Annotated in this window: 13 protein-coding genes and 1 other RNA gene; 5 read left to right on the top strand and 9 right to left on the bottom strand. The window is 57.6% G+C overall.

Annotated elements, in window-relative coordinates; all coding sequences use genetic code 11:
- Positions 1-18 precede the first annotated feature (18 nt).
- Positions 19-465: a hypothetical protein gene (locus EV586_RS09730; RefSeq protein WP_132944905.1), complete on the top strand. Its 447-nt coding sequence runs from the start codon at positions 19-21 to the stop codon at positions 463-465.
- Positions 466-494: 29 nt separating this feature from the next.
- Here the strand turns inward: EV586_RS09730 and EV586_RS09735 are convergent, their stop codons facing one another.
- Together EV586_RS09735 and EV586_RS09740 are read right to left on the bottom strand one after the other, a co-directional pair.
- Positions 495-761: a spore germination protein GerPB gene (locus EV586_RS09735; protein ID WP_132944906.1), complete on the bottom strand. Its 267-nt coding sequence runs from the start codon at positions 759-761 to the stop codon at positions 495-497.
- Positions 762-775: 14 nt separating this feature from the next.
- Entirely contained in the window at positions 776-997 is a 222-nt protein-coding gene (locus EV586_RS09740) for a spore germination protein (protein ID WP_087457006.1), read from the bottom strand.
- A 141-nt stretch (positions 998-1,138) separates the two neighbouring features.
- On the opposite strand from EV586_RS09740, the gene EV586_RS09745 reads away from it, so the two are divergent.
- The 3 genes from EV586_RS09745 to EV586_RS09755 are packed head-to-tail and all read left to right on the top strand — an operon-like array spanning position 1,139 to position 1,867.
- Positions 1,139-1,360, top strand: coding sequence for a spore germination protein (locus EV586_RS09745; RefSeq protein WP_132944907.1), 222 nt, complete (start codon positions 1,139-1,141; stop codon positions 1,358-1,360).
- A 4-nt stretch (positions 1,361-1,364) separates the two neighbouring features.
- Positions 1,365-1,667, top strand: coding sequence for a hypothetical protein (locus tag EV586_RS09750; protein ID WP_132944908.1), 303 nt, complete (start codon positions 1,365-1,367; stop codon positions 1,665-1,667).
- A complete protein-coding gene (locus EV586_RS09755; protein WP_132944909.1) occupies positions 1,664-1,867 on the top strand; it encodes a hypothetical protein in 204 nt (67 codons plus the stop codon). The genes EV586_RS09750 and EV586_RS09755 overlap by 4 nt, the downstream gene beginning before the upstream one ends.
- A 43-nt stretch (positions 1,868-1,910) precedes the next feature.
- Here EV586_RS09755 and EV586_RS09760 read toward each other — a convergent pair whose 3' ends face one another.
- The 5 genes from EV586_RS09760 to EV586_RS09780 form a co-directional block, all read right to left on the bottom strand.
- Positions 1,911-2,897, bottom strand: a complete 987-nt coding sequence (locus EV586_RS09760) for an electron transfer flavoprotein subunit alpha/FixB family protein (RefSeq protein WP_132944910.1) — start codon at positions 2,895-2,897, stop codon at positions 1,911-1,913.
- Positions 2,898-2,939: 42 nt separating this feature from the next.
- Positions 2,940-3,704 carry an electron transfer flavoprotein subunit beta/FixA family protein gene (locus EV586_RS09765; RefSeq protein WP_132944911.1) on the bottom strand — a complete coding sequence of 255 codons (765 nt, stop codon included), beginning with the start codon at positions 3,702-3,704 and terminating at the stop codon, positions 2,940-2,942.
- 45 nt (positions 3,705-3,749) lie between these two features.
- On the bottom strand, positions 3,750-4,349 hold the full coding sequence (locus tag EV586_RS09770) for a TetR/AcrR family transcriptional regulator (protein ID WP_243652998.1): 600 nt from the start codon (positions 4,347-4,349) through the stop codon (positions 3,750-3,752).
- A 117-nt stretch (positions 4,350-4,466) separates the two neighbouring features.
- A non-coding RNA gene (gene ssrS / locus EV586_RS09775) (6S RNA) lies at positions 4,467-4,658 on the bottom strand.
- Positions 4,659-4,842: 184 nt separating this feature from the next.
- The gene (locus EV586_RS09780; protein ID WP_132944913.1) at positions 4,843-5,505 is read right to left on the bottom strand and encodes a DUF6602 domain-containing protein; all 663 of its coding nucleotides are present in this window, start codon (positions 5,503-5,505) and stop codon (positions 4,843-4,845) included.
- Positions 5,506-5,670: 165 nt separating this feature from the next.
- Between EV586_RS09780 and EV586_RS09785 the strand changes: the two genes are divergently transcribed.
- A complete protein-coding gene (locus tag EV586_RS09785; protein WP_132944914.1) occupies positions 5,671-6,804 on the top strand; it encodes a cation:proton antiporter in 1,134 nt (377 codons plus the stop codon).
- Positions 6,805-6,852: 48 nt separating this feature from the next.
- Here EV586_RS09785 and EV586_RS09790 read toward each other — a convergent pair whose 3' ends face one another.
- Both EV586_RS09790 and EV586_RS09795 read right to left on the bottom strand, forming a co-directional pair.
- Positions 6,853-8,553, bottom strand: a complete 1,701-nt coding sequence (locus tag EV586_RS09790; RefSeq protein WP_165898498.1) for a methyl-accepting chemotaxis protein — start codon at positions 8,551-8,553, stop codon at positions 6,853-6,855.
- Between the two features lie 184 nt (positions 8,554-8,737).
- On the bottom strand, positions 8,738-10,432 hold the full coding sequence (locus EV586_RS09795; protein ID WP_165898500.1) for a methyl-accepting chemotaxis protein: 1,695 nt from the start codon (positions 10,430-10,432) through the stop codon (positions 8,738-8,740).
- Between the last annotated feature and the right edge of the window lie 52 nt (positions 10,433-10,484).

Here is a 10,484-nt window from a genome sequence, read left to right on the forward strand (position 1 = left end):
ATTGAAAGGAGCTGGAACATGGGCCGCGCCTATCGCAGATGGAAACGCCGACGCCAAGAGCAACGCAAGTTATTGCCGGAAGTTCCCTCCTATTTCCTGGTGCCTCCGCCCCTGCCGCCAGGATTTGGCATCGTCGGCGAACAGTATTTTGAAGAGACGGTGCTGATCACCGGGCAGATCTTTTTCGATGACCCGTTCTATAACGTCATAAGCCCGCCGCCGTTCGGTCCCTCCGATCCGGCCTTTCCGCAATGGGTCGTCGTCATGCAGCGGGCGGAGGAGCGCTATCTCGCCTGCCCGGAAGGACGCGAGACGCAGGAATGCGCACTGGCCCGCGAAGCGTACTTCGAAGCGGCGCGCCAATACGCCTATGTCCTCGATAGGGAATACGGCTTCAACCGCTTGCAGCCCGGCCAGTCGCCCTATGATCCGAAGCCGGCAACGGCACAAAAAAATCGTACCTGACCTGCACAGGTACGATTTTTCATGCTGCGCTATGCTTCTCCTTGCAGAGGCACCGGCGGTCTTTTCGGTCGCTGCTTCTCAGGTGACACCGGCAGCCCTTCCGCGTTCAGCATCGGCTCAATCTCCTGATGGATCTTATCCTCGACCGTCTGATCGGCCTGCTGCTGTGTGATTTGCTCTGTGATCTGTTCCGAACGGGCCTTGATGGCGCCGCTGGTGCCGATCTGCACGATGGAAGAGTTCGACATGCCGGTGACAGTTAAGGATCCGATCCTGATCGTTTGATTGACGCGCATCGTTTCACCTCCCGTTAGAAAGCGCTGATCACGTTTTCATCCAGCACGTCGTTATCGTTGGTGTTCGTCGAAGAGATTACGTTATACGTTTGCGGGAAGTCCCCCGTATTAAACGATCCGGAACCGGCATACGTTTTGGCTGTCGTTTTCGGAGAGATGAGACCTACATCCCCGATGCTCAATACTCCGCCAGAAGAGATGTTGATCACTTTTAGATTGCCGAGAATCGCAGGCACGACGCCACCACCTTCGCTGCCAGAATCTTTTCTCTAGGCAGTCTATGCATGTCAAATGACATGGGTGAACGCCCGCACCGATTCCTCCCGTTCGACATACGATATTTGCATAGACTTGTAACAAACAAAGGAGCGAGTGCCATGCCATCCGTGGTCGGCGGACCGATCAAAATTATCAGCGTCTCAGGCGGCACCGTCATCTTTGGCGATTCCGGTTTTATCGCTCCGAAAGAAGCGGCGAAAAGCTACAGCGGTGCCGGCGGCGGCTTGACCGGTGACTTCTCCGTCTCGATCAACGGGATCAGCAACACCACGACGATCGATCCTGACGTTGTTGACGGCAGCACCAATTCCGGAGTGTAGCCCAATGTTTACGCGTACACGCGCCAAACAAACGATCGTGCAGGAGATGCTCGTGCTCGCCGTCGCCAACTCCGGCGTCGTGCAGATCGGTGACGTCTGGCAAGGGATCGATCCTTTCTCCTATGGGGAAGCGTATGCCGGTTATCGTGGAGCTCCGGGCTTTCTTGAGCAAGGGCGGTTCGAAGAGCCGATTGATACTCGGCTGCATTTCGCCGACCAAGTGGACGAAGAAGTCCGCGATTCCAACATGTGGGGCGGCATACAAGAGACGTTCCGTCCTAACACAAGAGGTGTGAGTCCAAGATGAAAAAAGTCAAACTTAACGTTGTCAACAACGGCGATCTGCAAGTGGGGATGTTCAAGATCAACTCGATCACCGCCTCGGCAGTCGTGCTGCTTGGCGACACCGAAATCGTCTCGCCGAGATCCGTTCTGATTTCCCGCGGTGTGCGGCCGATCTCGGCGATCGTTCCGGCGACCACAGGCCCTGTCGGAGCGATTCGCTAATAAAAAGAGACCCTCTGCGCAGAGGGTCTCTTTTGGTCTGATCTTACTCAGCCAGCACTTTCTTCAGCTCTTCGGTCAGGATCGGCACGATGTCGAACAGGTCGCCGACGATGCCGTAGTCTGCCACTTTGAAGATCGGTGCTTCCGGGTCTTTGTTGATCGCCACGATCACTTTGGAGTTGGACATGCCCGCCAAGTGCTGGATCGCACCGGAGATGCCGACTGCAAAGTACAGGTCCGGGGTAACCACTTTGCCGGTCTGGCCGATCTGCAGCGCGTAGTCGCAGTAGTCAGCGTCGCAAGCGCCGCGGGATGCGCCGACAGCTGCGCCGAGGACTTCTGCCAGCTCATACAGCGGCTTGAAGCCTTCTTGCGATTTTACGCCGCGACCGCCGGAAACGATGATTTTCGCCTCGGACAGGTCGACGCCGCCGGTCGACTTTTTCACCACTTCTTTGATGAAGGTGCGCAGGGAGCCAGCCGGGAGTTCCGCCCAGGTCTTTTCCACTTTCTCAGCGGAGCGGGAAGCGTCCGCTTCGTCTGCAGTCAGGTTGTTCGGTCGGACCGTTGCAAAGACGATATCGCCTGCGACGGTGTTTTTGGTGAACGCTTTGCCCGCATAGATCGGACGGGTGAAGACGAGGTTGCCGCCGTCTTCGGTCACGTCGATGATGTCGGACACCTGGCCGGCAGCAAAGCGTGCAGCCAGCTTCGGCGCGAGATCGCGGCCGATCGCAGAGTGCGACATGAACACGAGGTTCGGGTTCACTTCTTTGATCATCGCTTCGAGAACTGCCGCGTACGCATCCGGCACGTAGTTCTCGAATTGCGCATCGTCAGCGACCAGCACTTTGTCAGCGCCGTAGTGCGCCAGCGCGTCGGTGTTGACGTTCGCGCCGTTGTTGCTGATGATGGAAGCGACGACGGTGCCGCCGTTCGCCAGCCGCTTGGCAGCGGACAGCATTTCAAAAGTCACGTTGCGGACCGCGCCGTTGCGCAGGTCTGCCAGTACGAGAATGGTTCTGCTCATGTGTAGTGCTCCTCTCTGTCTTTCGAGTTCAAGATCCCTAATTTACAGGACTTTCGCTTCGGTGCGCAGCAAGCCGACCAGTTCTTTGACGCGCGATTCGTTGTCGCCTTCCAGAATGCGGCCGCCAGATTTTGCTGCCGGCAGGAACGTTTCCAGAACGGTGGATTTCTTCGCGATATCGCCTGCCACGTTCAGGTCGCCTGCGCCCGGGTTCGCGAGCGGCTTCTTGTTCGCTTTGCGAATCCCGATCAGAGACGGGTAGCGCGGGTCGTTGAGGCCTTGCTGGGCGGTGACGAGGATCGGCAAGGTGCCGCCGACGATCTCAAGGTCGCCTTCCGCGTCGCGGTGTGCCACGACATCGGTGCCATTGAGCTCGAGCTTGGTGATCGTGCTGACGTGCGGGATGTTGAGCAGCTCGGCCAGACGGATCGCCACTTGGCCGGAACCGTCGTCAACCGCCTGGTTGCCGCAGAGGATGATGTCATAGGACTTGTCTTTCAGGTACGCAGCCAACACGTTGGATGCTGTATATTCGTCGCCAAAGAGGGACTCGTCGGTGATGTGAACCGCTTCATCTGCGCCCATCGCCAGCGCCGTGCGCAGCGCTTCCTGTGCGCGCTCCGGACCGATGGTGATGACGGTCACGGAACCGCCGTTTGCGTCACGCAGCTTGATCGCTTCTTCGACCGCGTACTCATCGTACGGGTTCATGACGAAGCGGACGCCGTCTTCTTTGACTTGGCCGTTTTCGACAACGATCTTTTCCTCAGTATCAAACGTTTGTTTGAGGCACACGAAAATATTCATCGGTGTGAACTCCTTTCAGACTTGAAATCCAAGTGATATGCATTGCTATGCGCGAAGTCCGCCGACCATCACATCGTATACCGGCTGAACCTGTGACTCCAGACTGTACTTCGCCCCGGTGAGAATCCACGCGGTCACAGTCTCGTCCATCGTCCCAAAAATCATGCGGCGGGCAATTCTCTTATCCATACTTTCCCGAAAGACGCCGGATTCGATGCCCTTTAAAATCACTTCATCGATGATCTGGTAATACGGGCGGATGATGTCGCCGATCTGCTTGCGCATTTCCGCGTTGGACTGGCGCAAATGAACTTGTGTAAACATTGCCAAATCAGGATTGACACCAAAGATCCCGAAATAGATCGTGATCAACCCTTTGAGCGATTCGGCCGCATCCCCATCTCCGAGCTGCAGCTCGTCGTGGATCCGGTCGACAATCGTGCCGATCGTCTCGCGGAGAATCGAGATGAGAATGTCTTCTTTGTTCTTGAAATACAGATACACAGTACCATCTGCGACCCCCGCCTCCCTCGCAATCTTAGAGATTGGCGCATTGTGATAGCCGGCTTGGCCGATCACTTTGACGGCGGCATTGAGGATCGCCTCGTACTTTTCATTGTTCTTCTTCTGTGCGATCGTCCTCACCTCAATGAATGAGTGTCCATTCATTTCATACTACTATATTAGAATAGCCAGTCAAATCCGTCAACCAAAAAAGCGGCCTCCCACATCGGGAGGCCGCTCTGTACACAAAGTTGCAAAATGTACCCCGCATGTGCCGTCGAGCCCCATGTTTCAGAACCTGCTCTCGCAGGTGGGTGACCCGTCCAGAGTGATCTGACTTCCCAATCGTCTTTTGCAAGAGGTGGGCCTGCCATACACCAAAGAGTTCTGTCTCCCAAGAAACACTCAAGGTTCAAAACAGTTGGACCCTAACGAACACTGCAGGAATATGTAGTTGCTGTCGTCGTCGCTTTGCGTTACCAGTATGGCACCGAAGCGATGTCTTTATCCTACAGGATTCCCCGCGCGTTCTCAACTTCCGACTTCGAACAAACGCCCGTAAAAGAACGAGAATGGCGTGTTGCGAACGAACTGAGATTGTGAGAGTTGATCATCCTGCCGCTCGCATCACTTGCTAAAATCGGCGGGAAAGCAATGGCATCAGGTCGGGCGGAATGATCTCGATCGAGTTGAGATAGGAGCTGAGGTAGAGAAGCAGAAACGAAAGCGTATCTTCCCCTGCCGCCACAGTGCTCAGCGTGCTGTCTGCGAGCGGAAAATAGCGCACTTCGCCCGTCGCTGGCGTCTGATAGACGACCAGCCCGACATCGAGCACATAGACGGCGCTGACCCGCTCGGGCAGCGGCCAGGCTTCCTGCTCGGCGGCGAGCGTCTGGGCGATCTCCGCCAAGCTCAGTTCACTCGTGCGCGCGACGATCACGCCCAGCGTGTAGGGATGGGTGCTGATCAGCTCCAAGCCGCCGGTGAAGCCTTTTTTCGTCAGCTTCTGCAGCCTGCGCACCGCGCGCAATTGCCGAGCCTCTTCGACGAGCAGCCCGGCGGTCAGCGCGTCGAGCGTCTGGATCGCCGCTCCGGCCGTCTCCGCCGGGATCATCCGCAGTTTCCCCGCCTTCAGCTGCGGCGTGTGCAGGCGGTCGTAGAGCACCACATCGCTCTCCTCCGCCGCCCCGTCCAGCGCAAAGATCTGCCCCTGCTCCGCTCCGAATCGTTCCGGCAGCCTTTCCTGCAAAAAAGCGGCCAACTGCTCCCGAAACGGAGCACTTCCGGCAAAATTCACACTTTGTTCACTTTTTATCCCTTCATAAACTAAGGCCCACAAGTCCTGCATGTCATCCTCGCTCCCTTGTCGCAATGTCTTTTCCCCAGTATCGCAGACATGATATTCTTTTGCCAAATTCGTGGCACCCTATAGTTGCTCTTCCGGTGCTGAAAGGAGATGCCCATGCTCATTTTTGAACTCATGATCATCTTGGTCTCCACCAAGCTCGCCGGTGACCTGGCCGCCCGGCTCGGTCAGCCGTCTGTGCTCGGCAAGCTGCTGATCGGTCTGATCCTCGGCCCTTCCGTGCTGGGCTTGATTGAACATACGGACTTCCTGAGCGAGATCTCGCAGATCGGCGTCATCCTGTTGATGTTCATCGCCGGGCTGGAAACGGACCTCCAAGAATTCAAACGCTCCGGCAAAGCGGGCGCGCTGGTCGGTCTCGGCGGCATCGTCGTGCCGCTTGGACTGGGCTGGCTCTCCGGCCTGCTGATCGGTCTGGATACGCTGGAAGCGATCTTCTTAGGCTTGCTGCTCTCCGCGACTTCCGTCTCGATCACCGTGCAGTCGCTGCGCGAGATGGGACGATTGAACACGCGGGAAGGCAACACGCTGATGAGCGCCGCCGTCATCGATGATGTCGTGGTCGTGATCCTGCTCGCCTTTCTGCTCGGCTTCGCGGGCGGCGATGTCAACCTGCCGCTCTTGATCGGCAAAAAGGCCGCCTTCTTCCTGATCGCCATCCTCGTCGGCTGGAAAGCGGTGCCCTGGCTGCTGCAAAAGTTTGTGCCGCTGCGCGTCACCGAAGCGGTCGTGACGATGGCGCTAGCTTTGTGCTTCCTCTTCGCCTGGTTTGCCGAACTGACCGGCGTCGCCGCGATCATCGGCGCCTACATCGCCGGCGTGGCGATCGCACAGACCCGGCAGAAAGAAGAGGTGATGCACAAGACGGAGACGATCGCCTACTCGATCTTCGTTCCCGTCTTCTTCACCTCGATCGGCGTGATGACCGATCTCCAAGCCATTGGCAGCAGCTGGTGGCTGGTCGCCGTGCTCAGCGTGGTCGCCGTGCTCAGCAAATGGATCGGCTCCGGCTTCGGTGCCAAGCTGGCCGGCTTCTCCACGCAAAGCTCGCTCGCCGTCGGCGCCGGGATGATCTCGCGCGGCGAAGTCGCCTTGATCATCGCCGCGATCGGCATGGAAGCCGGACTGCTCGACCGTTCGCTGTTCGCCGTGCTCGTCGTCGTGGTGCTGGTGACGACGGTGCTCACTCCGCCGCTGTTGAAACTGACCTTTCCGAAACGCGAGGCATAGAAAAAGGCTCCCCGAGGGGAGCCTTTTCTTACTATAGACTACATCAGACTACAGCTTGAACGTGGAAACCGAATCCTGCAGCTCGCTGGCCATCTTGGCGAGCATGTTGGAGGCCGCATTGATCTCTTCCATCGAAGCGGTCTGCTCCTGCACCGTCGCCGCGACCTGCTGCGTGTTGCCGGCCGCCTGGTCGGAGAAGGAGGCGATCGTGTCGATCGCACGGATCAGCTCCTGCGTGCCGGCGCTGACCTGCTCCACCGCTGCGACCGTATCGGCCGCCTGTTTCGCCAGCGCATCGACCGCCGAGTGGATGCCTTTGAACGAATCGCCGGTCAGGTGGATCATGCGAATGCCTTCATCGAACGACTTGGTGCCTTCGTTCATCGAAACGATCGCCACGCCCGCATCGGTCTGCACTTCCCCGATCAGCGCGCGGATGTGGTCGGCTGCCGATGCGGACTGCTCGGCCAGTTTGCGGACCTCGTCGGCGACGACCGCAAAGCCTTTGCCCTGCTCGCCGGCGCGGGATGCTTCGATCGCTGCGTTCAGCGCCAGCAGGTTGGTCTGGCCGGCGATGCTGGTGATCAAAGCGACGATCTGCCCGATCTCGTCCGTCTTTTGGCCCAGCTTGTTCAGAACTTGTGCCGTGCTGTGGATCTTCTCGGTGCTCATCTCCATCTGCTTGATCGTCTTGTCGACCACTTCGTGCCCGTCTTTCGCACGCTCGGTGGCGGTGCGCGTCGAATCGGTCACCGTCGCGATGCCTGTGACGATCTGGTCGATGTTGATCTTCATGTCGGTCACGATCGTCGTCGTGTCGGTCACACCTTGCAACTGCTTGTCCGCACCCGTGGACACTTCCTGCACCGATGCTGCGATCTGCTCCGCTGCGCGGGCCGTCTGATCGGCGCCTGCCATCAGCTGTTCGGAAGTCGCCGCCACCTGCGTCGAATTCATCGAGACCTGCTGCAGGATGTGGCGCAGGTTTTGCACCATCGTATCAAAGTCACGACCGAGATCGCCGATCTCATCGCGGGATTTCAAGTTCAGCGCGTCCAGCGTCAAGTCGCCGGCCGCCATCTTCTTCACCTGTGCTGCCAGACGATAGACCGGCGTGGTGATCATGCCGGAGACGATCAGCACGATGATGATCGTGAGCACGATCGCGCCGAGCGACAGCCCGAGCACAAGGTTTTTCGCTTTGGTGTTCACCGACAACGCATCTTTGGTGGCAGCCGCCCCAAGGTCTTGGTTGATCTGCTTCAGTTGATTCAACTTATCGGTCGATTTGTCATAGGCGATCAGCGCCGCTTCGTCAGCCGATGCAAACGCTTCCGCGTCGCGCTCTTCCGCCGCTTTCAGCAAGAGCGGAATCTGCTTTTCAAATGCTGCATACTCTTTGGCAAAGCTGTCATACAGCGCCTGTTCTTCTTCTGTGTCGGACAGTTCTTTAAACTTCGGCAGCATCTCTGCCACCGCTTTTTGTTCTGCGTTGATCTGCTTGATGACCAGCTGCGCCGCATCCGGCGACTGCGCCATCCGCATGCGCGTCATCAGGCGCTGCAAGTTGGTGACTTTCTCGTTGATCTCACCGGCCAGCACCACGCTCGGCATCACATGCGCGTCCAAGTCCGTGGCTTGCTGCTCCATGTTGTTCATCTGCACCACTGCGACTGCTCCAGTTGCGATCAATAACAACAAGACGAGAAAAAAGCTTACAAATAACTTCATACGTACTGAAAACTTCATGTAATTCGCCCCCCCATTGCCAACATTTTTTAATATCGTCATGAATCGACACGTTTTCGACATATCTGATTCTTATAATAAATGATAACCCGTGATTTTGAAAGCGATTTTTTACTAGATCTTGTTTTCCATAAATATTAAGCCATAAACAAAGGCCTCCGGAGGGAGACCTTTTGTTTATAATTTACAATTTGAACCTGCTGACACCGTCTTGCAATTCGCCGGCCATCTTCGAAAGCAGGCTTGCGGCAGAAGCGATTTCCTCCATCGAAGCGTTTTGTTCTTCCACAGATGCGGCGACTTGCTGGGTGTTGGCGGCCGCCTGTTCGGAGACGGCGGCGATCCCTTCCATCGCACTGACCATCATCTGGGCGCCGGCGCTGACTTGCTGCACCGCTGACGCCACTTCCTGCGCCTGGTCGGACAATGTCGACACGGAAGTGAGGATCTCTTGGAATACAGCGCCGGTCTCGTCGATCAGGCGCACGCCGTCCTCCACCACCCGGGTGCCTTCCTCCATCGAAACGATGGCGCGCCCCGTGTCGTGCTGCACTTCGTTGATCAGACGGCGGATATGATCGGCCGCTTCGCCCGACTGCTCGGCCAGCTTGCGCACCTCATCGGCGACGACCGCAAATCCCTTGCCGTGCTCGCCCGCCCTTGCAGCTTCGATCGCCGCGTTCAAGGCCAGCAGGTTGGTCTGACCGGCGATCGAGGTGATCAGAGCGACGATCACGCCGATCTCCTCCGACTTTTTGCCGAGCTCGTTGATCACCGCCGAAGTCGAGTGGACCCGCTCGCCGATCTGCTGCATCTGGGCGACGGTGCGGTCGACCACGTTCTGTCCGTCGTTCGCTTTGCCGGTCGCATGCAGCGAAGCATCGGTCACCCCTTGGATGGAGCCTGCGATCTGGCCGACGCTGTTCGAAATGTCGGTGATGACCTGCGTGGAATCGTGAACGCCCTGCAACTGCTTTTCCGCCCCGAGCGAGACGTCTTGCACCGAGGCGGAGATCTGCTCCGCCACCTGCGTGGTCAGGTCCGCACTGGCCGTCAACTGTTCGGACGTCGCGGCGACCTGCTCCGCGTTCGTCGCCACTTGGCTTAAGATCGTGCGCAGGTTGGCAGACATCTGGTTGATGTTGCTGGCGAGGTCGCCCACCTCATCCTTGTTCTTGATCTGCAGCGCTTCTCCGGTCAGATCGCCCGCCGCCACGCACTGCACTTTGGCCGCCAGCTTCTGCACCGGCTTGGAGATGCCGTTCGACACCCACCGCGCCACCAGCGTGCTGATCACCACGGCGATCACCGTCATGATGATCATGAGCGGGATCGAAGCTGCGGTGATCCGTTCGGCCTCCGATGCCGCTTGGCCGGCACCGGTCGAGTTATATTCCACCAGCTGATCCATCAATTCGGCCGCTTTGACAAAATCCTTTTGCGCGACCGAATTGTTCGCGGTCCACTCCGGAAGCGGCATCTTCAGGTCGAGCAGTCCCAGGATGTGTCGGTCATAGCTGGCCCACGCCGTCCCAAACTCGTTGTACAGCCGCTGTTCCTGCTCACTGGTGATCAGAGGTTCATATGTTTTTCGCGTCTCCATGAAACCGGTGATCGTTTCGTTGAGCTTGGTCTTCAGACGATTCTGCTCGGCCGGCTCCGGCTCCAGTCGAAGTCGCAGCACGAGACGGTTGATCTCAGTCACTTGTGCCCTCAGGTCGGACATCACGACGATGCTCGGCACCCAGTCTTTATGCATGGTGACGACTTTGCTGTCCACCTCGCTCATCCGTTGCACAGAAATGAAACCCGTCGCCATCATCAATAACATGACAATCGTAAAAGACAAAGATAATTTCATGCGAATCGTGAACCGCATCCTGGCACCCCTTTTGACAATCTTCGCCATTAATTGACAAGATTGAAAGTTA

Source organism: Tumebacillus sp. BK434 (assembly GCF_004340785.1).
Taxonomy (GTDB): Bacteria; Bacillota; Bacilli; order Tumebacillales; family Tumebacillaceae; genus Tumebacillus_A.

Coding starts and splice junctions, on each gene's coding strand:
- EV586_RS09760 (WP_132944910.1), bottom strand. CDS start 2,897: ATGAGCAGAACCATTCTCGTACTGGCAGACCTGCGCAACGGCGCGGTC.
- EV586_RS09730 (WP_132944905.1), top strand. CDS start 19: ATGGGCCGCGCCTATCGCAGATGGAAACGCCGACGCCAAGAGCAACGC.
- EV586_RS09790 (WP_165898498.1), bottom strand. CDS start 8,553: ATGAAGTTTTCAGTACGTATGAAGTTATTTGTAAGCTTTTTTCTCGTC.
- EV586_RS09765 (WP_132944911.1), bottom strand. CDS start 3,704: ATGAATATTTTCGTGTGCCTCAAACAAACGTTTGATACTGAGGAAAAG.
- EV586_RS09745 (WP_132944907.1), top strand. CDS start 1,139: ATGCCATCCGTGGTCGGCGGACCGATCAAAATTATCAGCGTCTCAGGC.
- EV586_RS09755 (WP_132944909.1), top strand. CDS start 1,664: ATGAAAAAAGTCAAACTTAACGTTGTCAACAACGGCGATCTGCAAGTG.
- EV586_RS09750 (WP_132944908.1), top strand. CDS start 1,365: ATGTTTACGCGTACACGCGCCAAACAAACGATCGTGCAGGAGATGCTC.
- EV586_RS09795 (WP_165898500.1), bottom strand. CDS start 10,432: ATGCGGTTCACGATTCGCATGAAATTATCTTTGTCTTTTACGATTGTC.
- EV586_RS09735 (WP_132944906.1), bottom strand. CDS start 761: ATGCGCGTCAATCAAACGATCAGGATCGGATCCTTAACTGTCACCGGC.
- EV586_RS09785 (WP_132944914.1), top strand. CDS start 5,671: ATGCTCATTTTTGAACTCATGATCATCTTGGTCTCCACCAAGCTCGCC.